Raw genomic sequence first — 17,986 nt, 5'->3', positions numbered from 1 at the left:
GCTGGCCGTGGAGCATAAGGATGGGGACTCAGTTCGCACGCACCTTCGCTAGGTTACGGCAACGAACTCGTTCAACCGTTGCTAAGGTTTTATTAATCATCAGCATGTTCGTAGGGATCTGCATCGCGCTCGTCGCCCTAGTGTATATTCAAGGCAATATATTTGATGGTGTACGCACCTATGTCCGTGGTGAAGGCTTATGGGCTAAGGCGCAAAAAGATGCGGTACTTTATCTCAACCACTATTCACACACCCAAAATGATGTGGACTTTCAGCGTTATCGTGCCGCGACGAGCGTCATGGAAGGCGATCATCGAGCTAGACAAGCCTTACTCGCCACACCCATTGATGAACAAGCCGCCAAACAGGGTTTTATTCAGGGCCTCAATGACGAACGGGATACCGACTCAATGATCTGGTTTTTCCGACACTTTCAATCCAATCATTATATGCAGCAAGCCATTCAGTTGTGGGGCTTAGCCGATCAACGCTTCGAGTTTGTGGTGCAACTCGCCGAAAATATGCGCATTGAAATCAATCAGCTTGGTGCTAGGCCCGAAGTTCTCGCACAATATCGCCAGCAATTGATTGATGCCAATGAAGAATTGCTCAGCCTAGAAATTGAATTTTCAGCTGTGCTCAGTGAAGGTGCGCGCTGGGTCAAGCAAATGACTTGGTTAATTAGCCTTGGTGCCCTATTGCTGTTTATCAGTATTGGGATCTTTGCCAGTCGGCAGATCATTCGTAACATCGCCAGATCCGAGCGCCTGTTACAGATAAGCGAATCTCGCTTCACTAGCCTGAAAAACTCCGACACTATCGGGATCATTTCATGGCAACTCGATGGCACTATACATGATGCCAATGATCATTTTCTCCAGATGCTCAATTTTGACCGTGCGGATTTAACTTCAGGCTTAATCAACTGGCGCTCAATTACCCCGCCTGAATATGAAACACGTGATGCCATTGCGATTACAGAGTTAGAACAGTTTGGCCGCTGCCAGCAATATGAAAAACAACTTATCAGCAAGAATGGCGTCTTAGTGCCAGTGATGCTAGCGGCGAGCTTTTTGAATGGCAGCAAACATGAAGGCGTAGCCTACTTTATGGACCTCACCGCCAGTAAGCAGGCCGAAGATAAACTCAGACTCGCGGCAACCGTTTTTAATGCCAGCACAGACGGCATAATGATCACCGATCCCCTGCTAAGCATTATCTCTATTAATCAAGCCTTTACCCATGTTACAGGTTTTACCAAACAGGATTTACACGGCGATGCCAACGACTTCCTCAATGATGGACACAATAACGATGACGCCCGCCAAGCCATGCGAAATCTGTTGCAGCAAGGCGAGCAATGGCAGGGAGAATTATTAAAAACGGTTAAATCAGGCGACTTACTGCCGCTGAGTGTACGCATCAATACAGTGCGAAATGAGCATGACCGCCTGACTCATTTTGTCATTGTGATTACCGACATTGCCGAACGTAAGGCAGAGGAAGAATATCTGCGTCATATCGCCCACCACGACGCCTTGACGAATCTGCCTAATCGCGTGTTATTTCACACTAAACTTGAACAAGCCATAGTGCATGCGCAACGCACTCAAAGCATTTTTGCGGTGTTATTTTTAGACTTAGATAATTTTAAGCCAGTGAATGATTCGTTTGGTCATGATGTGGGCGACAAATTACTGCAAGAAGTTGCGATGCGGCTACGCTCAAGTACTCGGCAAATGGATACCACCACTCGCCTAGGCGGCGATGAGTTTGTGATCTTGCTGGAACGCCTTGCCAATACCCACAATATCGCCCAACTGGTCCCTAAGATAACCCAAGCTATTTGCGCGCCCTACACTATCAATGGTCATCAAATCCATATTGGCGTCAGCGTCGGTTTGGCGCTTTATCCAGAAAACGGCACAGATGCAAAAAGCCTGATCAATCATGCAGATCAGGCCATGTATTCGATGAAAAAAATCAATAAGATTCAACGACAAAACTCAGTCTAAGTCTGACTAGCGAGTTTACGCCAACGCAATCCATCACGAATCACCTCATAGATGGGGAACATAGCGGCAATCACTAGACTATAACTGAGCCATTTATCTAGCTGCAGTAACGTAAATATCCCCTGTAATTCAGTTCCTTGGCTCTGTACTTGGGTTTGTAATAGTGGCGAGCTAAATGCCAGAAAGACTAAGAACGAGGCATAAGCAAGATTGATCCCCATATTTGCCAATAACAATTCACTGGTCCACACTCGGCGGCGTAACTGCCACAGACTATTGCCCATAGACAGCAAAATAATAGGGCTAAACCATTGCAGTAATTGCTGAGCATTGGCGCTAAAAATCACAGTGCGTGCGGCTAATTGCTCGCTACTCATCCACATAGAACACCATATCACCAGCAAGAGAAAGAGATACGTCGCCAGATCGGCAAACACATCACTTAAACTAATATGCTGCCAACCTGGGCCGACTTTTGGTAGGTTCTGCGGCTGCCATTTCTGGCAATTGCTGCCGGACAGCGGTTTTCCTTGAGCCGAAAAGCTCCAAAAAGACAAGCCAATTGCAGTAAAAGCTAGACAGGCATCGCCGATAAAACCACTAACGATATGCTGGATAAATCTGAATAGATTTCCCTCTGTTGAGCCCAACCATTGCGTCGTACCGCCCACCACCTGCAACACAAACAAGACACCCAACACCATGAAAAGTGTATGTTTAAACAGCGGAATATCCTCAGAGGCAATAATAGGCACTGCCGGTACAAATTGCTGCGCGACCTTACAGGGATGACCCATTTGCTTTAATACATCGGCAATTTGCGATTCACTCAATTCACCTTGTTCAGATAAGGCATCCAGTTGGTCGCAGATATTGGCTTTTAATTCACGGCCAATTTCCTGACGTTTGTTCTCGGGCAATTCACGCTGCACCGCGGCGATATAGCGATCGACTAATTCCATATCAAATCTCCTCTGCACTCTCGTCTGAGCGATTAATATCAGAGCCATTAGTGTCAGCGCTTTGCTCCAGTAAAAAAGCCAAGGCGCCATTAAGTTGCTGCCATTCATCGGTAAGTTGACTGAGCAACTCAGCGCCCAATGACGACAATTGGTAATAACGACGCTCACGCCCTTCGGCCTGTCGCCACTCACTATCCAACAATCCTTGATCGGCTAGGCGGCGCACTAAGGGATACAGAGTCCCCTCGTCAATATCGATACCGCCTTCCTGCAACTGTTTGCGGAGCGAATAGCCGTAATGGGCTTGTTTTAATAATCCCAGTACCGCCAACACTAATACCCCACGGCGCAACTCGAGTCGCATTTTGACTAGCTGTGAACTTGTCATAGTCGAATTCCTATCCTGAACACTGTGTCACACACACTGTGCGCCACACAGCAAATACTATGTAGCACACAGTAAGATTGCAAGTTTTTATTGCACACTTTTTGCGCTTTATGTTCAAAATAAACACAAGCAATTGTTTGTATTGAATTTAGAAAAATGCCAACCGCTTCTGCTAAGTGCTCACATATCCCCTACTCCATACGCTCAAAGCGAATGGCTCACACATAAGCAAATTCAGGATAAAAAATTGCAAAACTTCCTATGCTTGAGTAACTTAGCAGCCAACACGGGATAATCGACCAGTCAACCTAAAAACGGTTTGCTCCTCCAAGGGGATAAATCGGATCGACTCAAGTAAGTATTGATATCCAATAACTAAAACTATTAAGCGGTTAAATTAAGGACATAGAAAATGCTCATGGATAGAGGCGTGCTGGTACGCTGGAACGATGAAAAGGGATTTGGCTTTATTCAGCCTGAAAAAAACGCAGCCCAAGATGTGTTTATTCACATTTCGGTGCTAAAAAAGATGGCGAGAAAACCCATAGTGGGCGACAGCATTCTGTTTCAAACTGAAGTGCAAAATGACGGAAAAAGAAAAGCGGTTATCGCCTCGATTGAAGGCGTCGCTGTTATTTCAGCGAGTGCTACACCGCGCTCCCACTCTCATGTCCAAGCACGCAATGAAAACTTCAACTTCAACAACAAAAGCAAAGCGCATTCCCATAACCCACGAAAATCGTCATTTAATACGATAATCCCGCTGCTAATAATCGTGGCCATCGTTATCTTTGGCTTTAAACAATACCAAGAATTTAATGAAGCTCCTGCAATCGATGAAGTACCAGTCCTCACAAATGAAGACATTCAGCCAATGCCCATGTACGAAACGAAAGTGAGAACACAAGCAACGGCAACACCAAGTTTCCAATGTGAAGCGGGTAAAACCCATTGCAGCCACATGAGTTCCTGTGATGAGGCGACTTTCTACATCCAAAATTGCCCCAATACTCAAATGGATGGTGACGGTGATGGCATTCCCTGCGAGCGTCAGTGGTGCAGTTAGCGATGCGACACCCATGAATTCATACCCATAGCAACTTCTAAATAGCAACGCATGCACACCGATATCATTACGCACATTGATTCACCTGAGATACTGGAGTCCATGTTAACTGAGCATGCGGCGGTGCTGTTGTTATTTGGCGCGCCGGACTGCGGTGTGTGTCAAACGCTCAAACCGAGAATTGCTGAGATGTTAGCGCAAGCGTTCCCGCAGATGCGGATGGCCTATATTGATTGCCAAGCCCAAGGTGAGATAGCGGCGAGCCGCAATGTATTTGCCTTGCCTGTGGTGGAATGTGTGTTTTATGGCAAAACCTTTGGACGTTTTTCCAAGGTGTTTTCGTTAGCGGATATTCGAGGGGCGCTTGCCCGCCCCTATGGTTTAATCGTGACGGAATAATTCAAATTAAACACTGAGATTATTTGTTTACCAAGGGCCTAAACCCAGCGTAATGCACTGACTTATCGAGCTTAACCTGTACTGCTGGCGTGCTTATAAGACGTGTTGAGCCAGGTGCTGCTTTAGCTTTACCACTGCAACCACAGCCGTCACCTGTTGAATGACAACATCCGCCCTTGGCGGCATGTTTGAGTGAAGCGCGACCTTGGGATGCATCCGTCAACCTAAGATTCAAATCCGCCGCTTGTGCAAGTAAAGTCGCCACTGTTTGACTCGCACTACCTTTGCTCACGCTAACCCCCGCATCGAGCAACTTTCCTAACATGCGCTCACCGATATTCTGCACAAGTACAATGTCGGTACCTTGTTGAATAATCAGCTCTAATAAGGCTTTTTTAGCACTACAGTCACCCTCAATTGCCGGGTTATCGACCAGCTTGATCAGCTGAAGCTGTTCGTTATAAAAACCAATCTGTAGGGCTTTAGTAAAGTGACTGGCGAGGCGTTCGCGGCTCATCGGCATGGCAATAATCATGATAAATCCTTGTCTGTTTGGGTTGGCAGTCTCAAGGCTTGACCTTGAGTGATAGCCGTCGCCACCTTTTTACGGGCATTGGCGAGCAGGTAACCAAAGGTTTGCCGAGAGATCCCCATCAAGGCCGCGGCTTCGATCTGGCTTAATCTTTTAACATCACCCAGTTCGAGGGCCTCAAACTCATCGGCCTCTAATTGAATATGAGTTAATTTAACCGCAGGGATCCCATTAGGCTTAAATAGGCTACAGGGCACACAGCTCGATAATTGACGGCATTTTTTGGGTCTTGGCATAAATGTTTTATCTTTAAGTCGTCTTATATGTCTTGAAATCGTGTTTTAGGTCTTAGTGCACATCTTGTTTACAGCGCACGACACTCAGGCTTAACTTGGGCTCAACTAAAGCTCATCTAAGGCTCATCTCGCTAAGGGAGTCCATAGCTCTGGATTCTTAAGCGTGATAACTGACTTGATGAATAAGTTCGGTGGATGAACCATAAAACTGTCACGAGTTTCTGGCCTAGGCCAGAAACTATTATTCGCGCCAACGACATTAAAAACTGTAAGACGGCTCACAGTTACCTATATCAAGCATGACTAATTAACAGAACTGCTGCCTGGCGTGACTAACACACTCAATGGCTAGCGCCCATTAAGGTTAATCTTAACCTGCATTGGAGTGCCGAGAGATAATGACAAACTCTGCAAACAAATAAGCAGCCGTTAAGCTGCTGTGATAGGTGGCATTTACTGATTTAAACGGGTTTAATCCTCAGACTCACAGTAGTTCACCTGTACCGAATAGCCGTCATCTTGCTTGATGAAATCGACAAAGTTTTTAATCGCAGGTAAGGCATCTTCCCTATGGTGCGACACGTACAGCAATTGGCTCAGATGATGCTCGGCTATCATCTCCAGCGCCCGCATCACTAAGGTGCGATTGATAAAATCTAAGCCCTGATACGGCTCATCTAAAATCAGTAACAGTGGCTGTTTAATCAAGGCGCGACCTATTAGTAATAACCGCTGCTGACCATAATCGAGCTTCTTAAAGCTGGTGCTCGCCAACCCAGTCATGTGCAAAATCGCCAACCATTCCTTCGCCAAATCTAGCTGAGGTTTAGTGGGTTTCTGGTACAGGCCAATAGAGTCAAAAAAGCCCGAAAGCAGCACATCTAATGCCGAGCAACTGACGCGATATTGCAAGTGCAGCGCCGACGATACTATGCCAATCCGTTGTTTAATTTGCCAAATACTCTCGCCACTTCCGCGAGGTCGGCCAAAGAGTGTGATGTCGTTGCTATAGCATTGGGGATGGTCGCCTAAAATCAGCCCCAGCAAAGTGCTTTTACCGCAGCCATTTGGGCCACGAACTTGCCAATGTTGCCCCGCTTCAATGCGCCAATTCACGCCGCTGAAAATCAGCCCACTGACGTATTCCACTTTGCCATTTTTAATCTCGACCAGAGGATCAAACGCCTCGGCGTTATGCCTTTGCCGCTCCATCAAGGCCAAGAGTTCATCGCTACGCTGCGCCGATAACGCATTCAGCTGCGCCATCACAGGATGATTGTGCCATTGCTCAATCGACATCGACGGGCTGAGTTTGTGCACACTCTGCCCCGATTTGAGCATCTCGCCATTAAACAGCGCCACATGGCTGATGCACGGCGGCAATTCTTCTTGGCGCGAGGTGATGATCAGCAACTGAGTATGCGCGGCCACTTCACTCAGCAGCTCAGATAAACTCGCCTGATGTTCAACATCGAGCCCAGCATAAGGGTCATCTAAAATCAGTAATTGCGGTAACATTGCCAGCGCACGCGCCAGCATGACTCTGCGTGTTTCGCCCGTGGATAATTGCCGAAAACCGCGCAGGCGCAGCGGCTCAAGCCCAACCTTTTGTAATAATGCAGGGAGCTGCTTGGCATCTTGGCAGCATTCCAGCACTAAGGATTCGACACTCGAACCGTAATCCAGCTCGTCTTTTTCTAATTCGCGCTCCAGCAACGCTTGCTGCAACCCAAGTGACACCCAGCCGATACGTTGCGGCAGGCCAGCAATCGTCCCTTCATCGGGCAGAATGTCACCGGTTAATATTCGCCCGAGCAAGGAACCGCAATAACTGTCGGTCGCGAAAATCGCCCAATGTTCAGCAGGGTGCAGTTGCCATTCATCGACGACTAGCACCTCATTATCACGCCCGTATCGTAACTGTTTAACCAAAATACTTTTGTCTTGGTTCGCGACAACATCAAGCATAAACACAGTTCCTTTCTATTTTTAAGGGATGATAAAATCTAATGCGCTTAATAGCATAGGTAAAGCGTGGCAAAATCCAACGGGTACGCGTGTGTGAGTCAACCACTCTGGCAGAACTGTGATAAAATCGGCACCTGTTTAACTTTCATATCAACAAGGTAACGCAATGAACCCCATTATTGCCATCTTAAAAGAACACAAGGTCAGTGACGCTAAGATCAACGAGCTATTTCAAACATTAACCGACAATCCATTAATGGCGATGGGCACGCTCGGTCAATTAGGTATCCCAGCCGAAAAATTACAACAACTGCTGGGATTAGTGATGCAGAATCCGGCTTTAATTAAAGAGGCCGTACTTGAACTCGGTTTGGATTTTTCAAAAGTAGAAGCCGCAAAAGCCCAACTGCAAAAATAAGCACAGACGATTCAAGTTTGTAGCCATCATGCGCTAGGGGAATGCGCGTAAATCAGCTCCCCTAGCGAATGTTAAAACCACTAAACCTCAATTTAACTAAATCTCACAGAAACTAAACCTTGCAGCGGCTGGGTAAAATCCGTCGCACTATTGAGCGCCTTATCCACATAGCTATCGCCCATCACAGCACGACGCACCTCAAGACCCTTCTCGTATTGCTCTTCGTTCATCAATGCACCCTTTTTTGTTATGTGATTAAGCGAGTGATTAGACTTATTGAACCGCCGCCAACCAATCTGCCCTATATCCTTACCACCTATAACTGATAACTAACGTTAGATTGAGCGCACCCAAGAAACGAACTCTTCGGCGAGTCTGGGAGGGTTACAGGCCTCTGTCTGATCTGCGATCTCGTTATAGTACTCGAGCTCGTGAACTATGATGGGTACCGAACGACCGAAAACGCGACTAACGGTTAAGTTGGAATGGAGTGTAGAAGCGACAACGCATACTGCGGCAACAAATTGCTCGGTTATCTCCTGACCGAGCTCAAGGCAGCGATCAAAATCGACATCTTCCTCCGCATCACTGTACCCGAGACCGAGATCGGCCACCCAGCGAGCTAAGATATCCGCAGTCTGAGAGTCAGAATCCCCAAAGACGAGGAGTTCGTTTTGAAGCCAGAAGGCATAGTTCCATTTTGCTTCGTCAGAGCTAGAAGCCTTTGGAATCGAAGCATGCCACTCATCGACTGTGTTATAGCCGACTGTCAGCGTAGGTAGACGGGGATCGTCATATTCGTTGTTGATATAGAAAGACAATGCATAGATCTGCTCCGCCTCAGCGGTTGGTATACTCGCGAGCGCTTCGGTAATCGCACTCTGAAGCGCGGTAATCATTGGGATATTCATACTGGATTTCCTGCTCGTTTAATGCCGCATTTAGCGAATGAAAATAGTGAATTGTAATTGAGAATAAGAGCTTAACCCACTATTTTTGTTCAGCTTAAATGTCTGCCAATATATTAGTATTCAACCAGTTTTCCAGTTATCTGTATGCCATTTTACAAGCATACACTCTACAAATTTAACAATGGGTGGCTCGTTAAATTCCCAACAGGTCACTATTGCCGCTGTTCATCATATGCTGTACGCTAAGTTAAATTTTGATTAATAAACAATGCTTAAGCTGTTACTTAATCAATGCCTATTTAGTGTTAACGATAAATTCGTTGATTAAAATGGCGATAAAATGAGTCAGGGAAGATCCGCTCGACAAAGCGAACAAGGCAAGGACAAGCATTCTACACCTCTCCTTAAAGATGCTCCCCCTCTGAGTTAATTGTGATTCAGTTTAAGGTTTCACAAACCACAGACTGATAGCTTTGTTATTGTTTTTATTAAAATTTATTGTCTGCATTTGCGGTCTGGTAGCAAGAGCCATGGGCGGTAGCGTGCTTAAATCATTGGATAAAAAGCAATCATCATTAACTTCAAAGCTAAAACCAACTTCTCTTCTTAATGAACGAGTAAAAACAACTACATTCGTTGGAACAAAAATGCAGAATAAAGAAAAAATTGCGGTTTTCATTGATGCTGATAATGCTCCAGCTAAGAAGTTTGATGTAGTACTCGCTGAGCTTGCAAAACACGGATTAATCAGTATTCGAAAGGCTTATGGTAACTGGAAAAGCCCGAATCTAAAGCCTTGGGAAGATATCCTGCATGAATATGCCATTCAGCCTATTCAACAATTCGATTTAACCAAAGGTAAAAATGCCAGCGATATTGCTTTAGTTATTGATGCTATGGACATTCTTTACACTAAAGATATAGACATCATTTGCTTAATATCCTCGGATTGCGATTTTACCCCTTTGGTAACCCGAGCCTTAGCTGACGGCAAAACCGTTTTTGGTTTCGGAGAACGTAAAGCGCCAGCCGCTTTCGTAAATAGTTGCTCTCGCTTCCTCTACCTTGACGCAGAACCTGTTGCAGCTTCTGAAGAAATAGAGGTGATATCAGAATTAATCCAGCCTCCACAAACGACACCTGATTCAGTTAGTAAAACCGAGCAAATTCAGCCAAAAACCGCCACACCGCAAAAATGTAATTTAAAAAGTGACTCCAAACTGCTCAATATGTTGCGTCAAGCCATAGAAGCAACCGAAGAGGAAGATGGCTGGGCGCAACTTGGCCCAATAGGATCACATATCTCAAATCACAGCTCTTTCGATCAGCGAAACTACGGCTTTAAAAAGCTCAGCGATCTCTTTGCCGCAATCGATCTCTTCGAAATGCGTAAAACCCACGGCTCAGTGCTATGGGTAAGAGATATAAAAAGAGCAAAGAAGAATGGGAAATGAAATGCACAGTTAAATATTAACAATTATAGACAATATACTTTTAGTTCCATTTGCAAACAAAAACCAATCAAAATACAAAAAATAAACTGAAAATAATTAATAAACTACAAGAACCCTTAACTACCACAAAGAAACAAAGTAGAAAATTATTTTCAACTACATATTTTAAATTAATAACAAAGACCTACAACATGATTGAAAAATTAAACAAATACCCAGAGAATGAGCTAAGCAAGAAAATTATTGTCCCACTACTTAGTAAAATGTATAGCAAGTCTAAAGTTGAATTCACTGGAGGAGGCATTGAAAAAGGCCGTGATATTATCGTATATAACAAGGACTCATTTGGTTTTGATGAATACATTGGTATTCAAGTAAAAAAAATAAAGGCGACACCAAACTCAAGTGTAAATAGTTTCCAACAACTCTTAAATCAACTATCACAAATGAAAAATGAAGGTGTAATTTGTGGCATTAGCGGCCATAGAATTTCACTATCAAAATTGATGTTTATAACCCCATATACAATATCTGAGAAAACATACGACTCACATAAGGGCGCATTAAGAGAGGTTATAAAAAATGGAATACACATTATTGATGGGAATAAACTATCTGAACTCATAAATGAATATGTACCAGAATTAGTAAGTCAAATATTAGGGGAAAAAAACTACATAGGAAATGCAATACAACCTGCATTAACAAACAAGACATTATTATCTGCATTGAATTTCAAAAAAACAAAAAGTCTCTCCGAAATATACTGTAAGTCGAGTTTAGTTGTAGGTAACAACAGCAAAGAATACAACAACTTCAAACTAAAATACATCCCTAAAGGAAGCAGTTTAAAAGTTGACTTAATAAAAATTGGAGAAATCAATGATGACAATACAACAATCACAAAAGTTTTGGAACAATGCATTTTTGATATTGGAGATCTAGATAAATATACAAGGCTTCTACGCGAACACTTAGAAATAAAAGATAATATAGAAATCCTTAGAGAGCATGGAGATTCAATAGTATCTAAAATTAATGACATCATCAGAGAAAGCAAACATAGAGAAATGTATCCAACAATCGTTAAGTCAAAAGAGTTTTCTGACTTTATGAATAAGAGCATCGCAAATATAGAAATACCTACAAAATTCAATGAGCATGATTTTTTTAAAGAATATTACTTTATAAAAGAACAATACCTAGCAAGAGTTGCAACACTTGATAACATTAAAAAAAATAATGAACGCGATGATAAAATACCTAAAGAAGTTCTTATAAAAGCCTATCCAAAAGAAGTCGCGAATAGAATAAACTCAATAATATCAGACTTTGAAAGCTCTGAACACGATTTAGAGTTTAATATGAGAGATTATCTACTGCGTTCTTTAGAGATCTCAACAACACTGGATAAGATTTCGAACTACGCTGAAATAATATCCACTGAAAGATGTGAAAGCAAAAACAAGGCAAAATCAATAACGTTCGCTATCGACAAGGCTTTTGACACTGATTTAAATATTTTAATACTAGGCGAAGCTGGGAGCGGAAAAACAACAAACTTACAAATATATGCTCAAAAACTTTATAAAAACCACATTGATTCTTTGACAATATACGCAACCCTAAATGAGCTAGCTAAGTTAACTGGAGATGATAAGCAACTAGAAGTTGGAATTAAGAAATACCTAGAAAACTTAGGGATTAACAACATAACCAAGGAAAGTTTAAAAGAACACTTTAGAAAATCAAAAACAACATTGATTTTAGATAGTATAGATGAAGCAATTGTTGAATACCCTTGGATAATTAACGCTATTAATGAATTTTTTGGTGAAAATCCTAAATGCCAAATAATTACCTCATCAAGGTTCACTGTTGAACAAGTATCATCACTACCTTTTGCAAACATCTCACTATTACCGTTCGACGACACCCAAAGACAAGAGTTTTTTGAAAAATGGTTTAATGATAATGAAAAGTCATCCGCAATAACTAGCCATCTAAATCTCCACCCTGAACTAAAGAAAATTGTTACAAACCCATTGTCTGCTACTATTTTGGCAACATTGCAGGAATCTAACATTCCATTACCTAAAACAGAATCAAGTTTATATAGAAAAAGATTTGAGTTGGTAAGTGGAAAGTTTGACAATTTTAAAGGAGTTTGCAGAAGCGATATTGAGCCCGATGTTCTTTTATCTTGCGCACGATTTATAGCATTTAAAATGCATGTTGATAACAAACGAGATATAACCCATTCAGAAGCGCTTACAATAATCAGAAGCAAATTTGAAGATGAAGCATATGCATCTCTAATTTTAAAAGAATTAAAATCACCGTCAGAAATTCTTTTATTAAATTTTAATGGTTCTCTAGGTTTTGGACACTTAAGATTCCAAGAATATCTAACATCTGAACTACTTAACGACATGAGAAGCATTCCAATATATAAGAGAATAATTAACCCTTGGTGGCATGATGTTTTTTCGCTCTACTCTCAGCATGCACAAGAAATTGATTGGATAGTAAATGATGCATCAAATAATGCATATACTTTAAAAATAGCTGAACTGCTAAAAAAGATGATTGGGAATAGACCGTTAAATGAGGCAAGAAGTCTCACATCAAGATTAGAGATAGCAATCAGAGATGAAAAAAAATATATAAAATAGCAAAATCAAGGATGGGATAGGCGTAACTCTTTTTGGTTTAACACCCGACAAAGATGGGACATATATGGTCACCTCGGGTTTAGCAAGGCCAATGTCCTACTTTATTCAAATTAATTTGTGCTAATCGATAATTCAGAAAAAAAGGACAGGCATAACTCTTTTGGGTTTAACAGCCAACGCCAAGGCTACAGAAGTTCACCCTCCCCTCGGAGGTTGCCGCAGGGCATTTGCGTTCGTTGCGTGAGCGAGGCATGGATGCCGAGATAGCGTCAGTCGAATCAAGGACGAGCGTCTGACGCGATAGCATAAGGACGCTAAATGCCCAAGGGGCTTTCAACTCCGCTAGGGACGCCGAGGGATTTCCAAAAGGGGAACAGGCGCTTTTCCCCTTTTGGTCGGGTGTGGGGTGAAGCCCCACGACTTTGATTTAACTTTTATTTCTGCTTGGATTAACCAATCTAAAGCGCAGCACAAAATTCAAAAAGAAAAGATGGGACATCAAAGAAAAGATAGGACATCCATAACTCTTTTGGGATTAACAGCCGATACCAGGATCACAGAAGTTCACCCTCCCCTCGGAGTTGCCGCAGGGCATTTGCGTTCGTTGCGTGAGCGAGGCATGGATGCCGAGATAACGTCAGTCGAATCAGGGACGAGCGTCTGACGCGATAGCATAAGAACCCAAATGCCCAAGGGGCTTTCAACTCCGTTGGGGGCGTCTTGGAGAATCCAAGGAGGATAGGACGAGCAGTCCTCCTTGGTCGGGTGTGGGGTGAAGCCCCACGACTTTGACTTTGATTTAGCCTGCTAACACGACCAATGAAACTGGCAAAGATGGGACATCCATAACTCTTTTGAGTTTAACAGCCAACACAGTGGCTAAAAAAGTTCACCACCTTCGAAATTACCGCTGGGTCATAAGCTTTAGCTAGAGCTACACTTCCACATCCCTGACATCGGCGGCAAAACTAAAGTAACGATCACATCTCGCCAGCAACTGCGCTTTGTAATGAGCCACAAATGATGCTTCATCTTCATCAAGGGGCGGGAGCATTGAAATCACACCATCTATTGCCTGCGGTATTCTTCGCGCTATTGTCGTTAAGTTACTGATTAATAAATTTCTTGGTAAACCTAAGCCATCAATAAATGCAGCCAATTGATACGCGTAAATGCTATTTGGATCAAATTCGTCATCAATTGCCATCGCAAGCTGTTGTTCAAAATCCTCATACATAGCCACGCTGACCAAATCGTACCAAGGGGTTGGCTCCATTCCGCTTGGCGTCATAAAAAATGAGTAGTTTTTACCGTGTGCATCGGCATTGCCGGTCAGTAAATTGAACAGCGCCCACTGCAACATATCCTGCTTAGCGGCCACTGGATTACGGCATTTTGCGGCAAGACTAAATAGCCTGTTAAAACTTACCCCTTCTCGAATATCTTTAACATCGCGCCCCGAACCAAAATTACGTTCATATTTTTTGCTAACACTAAAACCAAGGGCTTGGCAGCTATCGACAATATGCCTTCTTAATACCCTTTGCTCATTTGGCATATAACGTCGGTCAAAGCGTTCGACACAGAGTACTTTGTAATCTCCAAAATGAACGATATCAACATTCGCCACATTCATTCCAATCGCCTTAGCTAAGCGCATCGTCATAAATTCATTGAGCACTAAATGGCGATACTTTTCGAATTTAACTATATGGGTCGATGACAGCACGCCTTCGGCAAATGCGAATTCTTTCCCGTTATAAAACAGGTTTAATTTAGGTTGAACACCCGCAACCGACAGTCGTGGTTTGCCGTCCCAAATTTCCATCGGCCACATTGTGGGATCTTCAATGCGCTGAATAACTTCTTCAGTCTTAATTGGCCGCAATTGTGTTTCAGGCAGCAAAGTCCCTTTAGGAACAAAAGCAACAGCACCAGCGGTATCCAGACCAATTGCACGGATCAAGGCAAAGGTATTTCCCTTGGAGACGCCAAGCGATTCAATTAGATAATCTAATCCTTTGTTTTCTGGCAATAAGTTAACCAAAAACATCGATATCTGATTGCTCGTTCCTGTGCCATCTAAGGGAATTGTCGGGGATAGTGGGAATCCACTTTGTTGCCAGTCTTTGGTGTAATGCACCGCAAAGGTGTCGGTCGTCGCATCAAAGGATAACTCCCCGATCATTAAATCACCGAGGTGCATCTCTAACGTGAGCTTTTTGGAAGTACTCATGGGTTAATACCAGCCGTTAGTTTCGGTGTCGCTGATTTGAGCCGCAACGATATCAATCCCCAGACCATCAAGAATTTTGAATACGGTTGAGATATAAACATCCTCACCTTTTTCAACTCGGATCAGCGTTTTTTTGGTTACGCCGCACAACATGGCCGCCACGTCTTGAGTAAGAGCAGCACTTTTCCTTCGTTCTTTAATTAACAAGCCGAGGGATTGTTGATTTAGCTGTGATGCCATTATCATCTCCAAAAGTGTAACTTCATACACCTTAGCCCTAAAACCAGCCCTATTCAATATAAAAGTGTACATAAGTACACTTTTTGATTGTTGAAAATGACAAGCCAACCAAAAGTGTACAATGTTACACCTTCATAGCTGTTTCAGTGCTTAAATCCCAAAAAGTGTAGGTAAGTACACCAGAAACGTTCTCACGTCGTTAGACCAAGAAAACAAAACCCCGACACTGTTTCCAGTATCGGGGTTTTCATTTTTCTCTTACAAGAATTTAGGTTTAAGCGATTAAGCTAAAGACCGCAGATGTTTTTGCGCAGGATAAAACGTTCAGTACAAGGCGCTGTGAGCGTAGCATACGTTGTGTGTATGTGAGCGAGCAGCAACGCCGTAATCAACGTTTTAAACCAGCTAGGATCACATCATGCCGCCCATTCCGCCCATCCCACCCATTCCGCCCATATCTGGCGCAGAGTTTTGTGGGATTTCAGCAACCATAGCTTCTGTAGTGATCATCAGACCTGCGATTGACGCAGCGAATTGCAATGCACAACGGGTCACTTTAGTTGGGTCAAGGATACCCATTTCTAACATGTCACCGTAAGTGTCGTTGCCGGCGTTGTAACCATAGTTACCGCTGCCGTTCTTCACTGTGTTAGCAACAACTGACGCTTCTTCACCCGCGTTAGTAGCGATTTGACGCAGTGGCGCTTCCATTGCACGCAGTGCGATAACCACACCGTGTTTTTGGTCTTCGTTTAATACTTCAACGTCAGCGATCTTAGAAGCTACGCGAACCAGAGCAACACCGCCGCCAGGAACCACGCCTTCTTCTACCGCAGCGCGAGTTGCATGCAGAGCATCTTCAACGCGGGCTTTTTTCTCTTTCATTTCAACTTCAGTCGCTGCGCCAACTTTAATCACTGCTACGCCGCCAGCTAGTTTAGCCATACGCTCTTGCAGTTTTTCTTTGTCGTAGTCAGAAGTTGATTCTTCAACTTGTTGTTTGATTTGGCTTACACGAGCAGCAATTTGTGTTTGCTCGCCGTTACCATCGATGATGGTAGTGTTGTCTTTAGTGATCACAACACGCTTAGCTGTACCTAAATCTTCCAACGTTGCTTTTTCAAGCTCTAGGCCGATTTCTTCAGCAATAACTGTACCGCCAGTCAGGATTGCTACGTCTTGCAGCATTGCCTTACGACGATCGCCAAAGCCAGGTGCTTTAACGGCAGCCACTTTCACGATACCGCGCATATTGTTCACAACTAAAGTTGCTAATGCTTCGCCTTCAACGTCTTCAGCAACGATAAGCAATGGCTTACCGGTTTTTGCCAGACCTTCAAGGATAGGTAACAGTTCGCGAATGTTAGAGATTTTCTTGTCTACTAACAGTACGAATGGGTGGTCTAACTCAACGCTGCCGGTTTCTGGCTTGTTGATGAAGTATGGAGACAGGTAGCCACGATCAAACTGCATACCTTCTACTACGTCCAATTCGTTTTCTAACGCTTGGCCTTCTTCAACTGTGATCACGCCTTCTTTGCCGACTTTTTCCATCGCAGTTGCGATGATTTCGCCGATAGATTCGTCAGAGTTTGCAGAGATAGTCGCAACTTGGGCAATCGCTTTTGAATCTGCACAAGGTTGTGATAAGGCTTTTAATTCAGCAACTGCAGCGATAACGGCTTTGTCGATACCGCGCTTCAGATCCATTGGGTTCATACCGGCTGCAACGGCTTTTAAGCCTTCAACGACAATGGCTTGAGCCAGTACAGTTGCAGTAGTAGTACCATCACCGGCGGCGTCGTTGGCTTTAGAAGCAACTTCTTTCACCATTTGCGCGCCCATGTTTTCGAATTTGTCTTCTAACTCGATTTCTTTGGCAACAGATACACCGTCTTTAGTGATCAGTGGTGAGCCGAAGCTCTTGTCTAATACCACGTTACGGCCTTTAGGGCCTAAGGTCACTTTTACTGCGTTCGCTAGAATATTTACGCCAGCCAGCATTCTTACGCGAGCGTCATTACCAAATACAACTTCTTTAGCTGCCATCTTGATTATCCTTTAAATTTTTAATGATTAATTGGAATGTCGAATTGATGCTGAGGATTAACCCACTACTGCCATCAGGTCAGCTTCCGACAGGATCAAAACTTCTTGTCCGTCGATTTTTTCTTTCTTAACGCCGTAACCTTCGTTGAAGATCACCACGTCACCCACTTTGACATCCAGTGGCTTAACTGTGCCATTTTCTAAAATACGGCCATTGCCCACAGCAAGGATTTCACCGCGAGTTGATTTTTCAGCGGCGCTACCGGTCAGTACTATGCCACCCGCTGATGTTGATTCAACTTCTAGACGCTTAACGATTACGCGGTCATGTAATGGACGAATATTCATCTATGAACTCTCCTAATGATTTGATGCCC

At 43.6% G+C, this 17,986-nt stretch carries 16 protein-coding genes and 1 pseudogene; 6 read left to right on the top strand and 11 right to left on the bottom strand.

What is annotated here, in order from left to right; all coding sequences use genetic code 11:
• The first annotated feature begins 20 nt into the window (after positions 1-20).
• Entirely contained in the window at positions 21-2,015 is a 1,995-nt protein-coding gene (locus MO387_RS08665; RefSeq protein ID WP_107946520.1) for a diguanylate cyclase, read from the top strand.
• Here the strand turns inward: MO387_RS08665 and MO387_RS08660 are convergent.
• Together MO387_RS08660 and MO387_RS08655 are read right to left on the bottom strand one after the other, a co-directional pair.
• A complete protein-coding gene (locus MO387_RS08660; RefSeq protein WP_107946519.1) occupies positions 2,012-2,977 on the bottom strand; it encodes a hypothetical protein in 966 nt (321 codons plus the stop codon). The genes MO387_RS08665 and MO387_RS08660 overlap by 4 nt on opposite strands.
• 1 nt (position 2,978) lies before the next feature.
• Positions 2,979-3,365: a PadR family transcriptional regulator gene (locus tag MO387_RS08655; protein ID WP_106649388.1), complete on the bottom strand. Its 387-nt coding sequence runs from the start codon at positions 3,363-3,365 to the stop codon at positions 2,979-2,981.
• A gap of 412 nt (positions 3,366-3,777) precedes the next feature.
• Between MO387_RS08655 and MO387_RS08650 the strand changes: the two genes are divergently transcribed.
• Entirely contained in the window at positions 3,778-4,431 is a 654-nt protein-coding gene (locus tag MO387_RS08650; RefSeq protein ID WP_107946518.1) for an excalibur calcium-binding domain-containing protein, read from the top strand.
• 51 nt (positions 4,432-4,482) lie between these two features.
• Positions 4,483-4,830 (top strand): thioredoxin family protein, encoded by a 348-nt coding sequence (locus tag MO387_RS08645; protein WP_106649386.1) that lies wholly within the window; start codon positions 4,483-4,485, stop codon positions 4,828-4,830.
• A 19-nt stretch (positions 4,831-4,849) separates the two neighbouring features.
• Here MO387_RS08645 and MO387_RS08640 read toward each other — a convergent pair whose 3' ends face one another.
• From MO387_RS08640 to MO387_RS08630, 3 genes are all read right to left on the bottom strand, one after another.
• Positions 4,850-5,365 carry a NifB/NifX family molybdenum-iron cluster-binding protein gene (locus MO387_RS08640; protein ID WP_107946517.1) on the bottom strand — a complete coding sequence of 172 codons (516 nt, stop codon included), beginning with the start codon at positions 5,363-5,365 and terminating at the stop codon, positions 4,850-4,852.
• On the bottom strand, positions 5,362-5,658 hold the full coding sequence (locus MO387_RS08635; RefSeq protein ID WP_012088215.1) for a DUF134 domain-containing protein: 297 nt from the start codon (positions 5,656-5,658) through the stop codon (positions 5,362-5,364). The genes MO387_RS08640 and MO387_RS08635 overlap by 4 nt, the downstream gene beginning before the upstream one ends.
• 471 nt (positions 5,659-6,129) lie before the next feature.
• Positions 6,130-7,626, bottom strand: a complete 1,497-nt coding sequence (locus MO387_RS08630; protein WP_107946516.1) for an ATP-binding cassette domain-containing protein — start codon at positions 7,624-7,626, stop codon at positions 6,130-6,132.
• A gap of 166 nt (positions 7,627-7,792) precedes the next feature.
• On the opposite strand from MO387_RS08630, the gene MO387_RS08625 reads away from it, so the two are divergent.
• Positions 7,793-8,044, top strand: a complete 252-nt coding sequence (locus MO387_RS08625; protein WP_107946515.1) for a DUF2999 family protein — start codon at positions 7,793-7,795, stop codon at positions 8,042-8,044.
• Between the two features lie 107 nt (positions 8,045-8,151).
• Here MO387_RS08625 and MO387_RS08620 read toward each other — a convergent pair.
• Positions 8,152-8,274: pseudogene (locus MO387_RS08620) on the bottom strand (4-carboxymuconolactone decarboxylase); the annotation flags it as partial.
• Between the two features lie 105 nt (positions 8,275-8,379).
• Positions 8,380-8,943 carry a hypothetical protein gene (locus MO387_RS08615; RefSeq protein ID WP_168825548.1) on the bottom strand — a complete coding sequence of 188 codons (564 nt, stop codon included), beginning with the start codon at positions 8,941-8,943 and terminating at the stop codon, positions 8,380-8,382.
• A 659-nt stretch (positions 8,944-9,602) separates the two neighbouring features.
• On the opposite strand from MO387_RS08615, the gene MO387_RS08610 reads away from it, so the two are divergent.
• A complete protein-coding gene (locus MO387_RS08610) occupies positions 9,603-10,409 on the top strand; it encodes an NYN domain-containing protein (RefSeq protein WP_107946512.1) in 807 nt (268 codons plus the stop codon).
• A 191-nt stretch (positions 10,410-10,600) separates the two neighbouring features.
• The gene (locus tag MO387_RS08605; protein ID WP_234420994.1) at positions 10,601-13,084 is read left to right on the top strand and encodes a hypothetical protein; all 2,484 of its coding nucleotides are present in this window, start codon (positions 10,601-10,603) and stop codon (positions 13,082-13,084) included.
• A 934-nt stretch (positions 13,085-14,018) separates the two neighbouring features.
• Here MO387_RS08605 and MO387_RS08600 read toward each other — a convergent pair.
• From MO387_RS08600 to MO387_RS08585, 4 genes are all read right to left on the bottom strand, one after another.
• Positions 14,019-15,320: a HipA domain-containing protein gene (locus tag MO387_RS08600; RefSeq protein WP_107946511.1), complete on the bottom strand. Its 1,302-nt coding sequence runs from the start codon at positions 15,318-15,320 to the stop codon at positions 14,019-14,021.
• A 3-nt stretch (positions 15,321-15,323) separates the two neighbouring features.
• Positions 15,324-15,560: a type II toxin-antitoxin system antitoxin HipB gene (gene hipB, locus MO387_RS08595; RefSeq protein WP_107950115.1), complete on the bottom strand. Its 237-nt coding sequence runs from the start codon at positions 15,558-15,560 to the stop codon at positions 15,324-15,326.
• Positions 15,561-15,971: 411 nt separating this feature from the next.
• The gene (gene groL / locus MO387_RS08590; protein ID WP_106649377.1) at positions 15,972-17,609 is read right to left on the bottom strand and encodes a chaperonin GroEL; all 1,638 of its coding nucleotides are present in this window, start codon (positions 17,607-17,609) and stop codon (positions 15,972-15,974) included.
• A 57-nt stretch (positions 17,610-17,666) separates the two neighbouring features.
• The gene (locus MO387_RS08585) at positions 17,667-17,957 is read right to left on the bottom strand and encodes a co-chaperone GroES (protein ID WP_006086113.1); all 291 of its coding nucleotides are present in this window, start codon (positions 17,955-17,957) and stop codon (positions 17,667-17,669) included.
• Positions 17,958-17,986: the final 29 nt, after the last annotated feature.

Origin of the sequence: Shewanella sp. N2AIL, from assembly GCF_022690845.1 — a bacterium.
GTDB classification, from domain to species: domain Bacteria; phylum Pseudomonadota; class Gammaproteobacteria; order Enterobacterales; family Shewanellaceae; genus Shewanella; species Shewanella baltica.
The sequence above is the reverse complement of the archived record's forward strand: the minus strand, read 5'-3'. Positions and strand labels throughout refer to the sequence as shown.

What these genes read in the sequence shown, in the direction of transcription:
- MO387_RS08665 (WP_107946520.1), top strand. Translation starts at nt 21, where the DNA reads ATGGGGACTCAGTTCGCACGCACCTTCGCTAGGTTACGGCAACGAACT.
- MO387_RS08660 (WP_107946519.1), bottom strand. Translation starts at nt 2,977, where the DNA reads ATGGAATTAGTCGATCGCTATATCGCCGCGGTGCAGCGTGAATTGCCC.
- MO387_RS08655 (WP_106649388.1), bottom strand. Translation starts at nt 3,365, where the DNA reads ATGACAAGTTCACAGCTAGTCAAAATGCGACTCGAGTTGCGCCGTGGG.
- MO387_RS08650 (WP_107946518.1), top strand. Translation starts at nt 3,778, where the DNA reads ATGCTCATGGATAGAGGCGTGCTGGTACGCTGGAACGATGAAAAGGGA.
- MO387_RS08645 (WP_106649386.1), top strand. Translation starts at nt 4,483, where the DNA reads ATGCACACCGATATCATTACGCACATTGATTCACCTGAGATACTGGAG.
- MO387_RS08640 (WP_107946517.1), bottom strand. Translation starts at nt 5,365, where the DNA reads ATGATTATTGCCATGCCGATGAGCCGCGAACGCCTCGCCAGTCACTTT.
- MO387_RS08635 (WP_012088215.1), bottom strand. Translation starts at nt 5,658, where the DNA reads ATGCCAAGACCCAAAAAATGCCGTCAATTATCGAGCTGTGTGCCCTGT.
- MO387_RS08630 (WP_107946516.1), bottom strand. Translation starts at nt 7,626, where the DNA reads ATGCTTGATGTTGTCGCGAACCAAGACAAAAGTATTTTGGTTAAACAG.
- MO387_RS08625 (WP_107946515.1), top strand. Translation starts at nt 7,793, where the DNA reads ATGAACCCCATTATTGCCATCTTAAAAGAACACAAGGTCAGTGACGCT.
- MO387_RS08615 (WP_168825548.1), bottom strand. Translation starts at nt 8,943, where the DNA reads ATGATTACCGCGCTTCAGAGTGCGATTACCGAAGCGCTCGCGAGTATA.
- MO387_RS08610 (WP_107946512.1), top strand. Translation starts at nt 9,603, where the DNA reads ATGCAGAATAAAGAAAAAATTGCGGTTTTCATTGATGCTGATAATGCT.
- MO387_RS08605 (WP_234420994.1), top strand. Translation starts at nt 10,601, where the DNA reads ATGATTGAAAAATTAAACAAATACCCAGAGAATGAGCTAAGCAAGAAA.
- MO387_RS08600 (WP_107946511.1), bottom strand. Translation starts at nt 15,320, where the DNA reads ATGAGTACTTCCAAAAAGCTCACGTTAGAGATGCACCTCGGTGATTTA.
- hipB (WP_107950115.1), bottom strand. Translation starts at nt 15,560, where the DNA reads ATGGCATCACAGCTAAATCAACAATCCCTCGGCTTGTTAATTAAAGAA.
- groL (WP_106649377.1), bottom strand. Translation starts at nt 17,609, where the DNA reads ATGGCAGCTAAAGAAGTTGTATTTGGTAATGACGCTCGCGTAAGAATG.
- MO387_RS08585 (WP_006086113.1), bottom strand. Translation starts at nt 17,957, where the DNA reads ATGAATATTCGTCCATTACATGACCGCGTAATCGTTAAGCGTCTAGAA.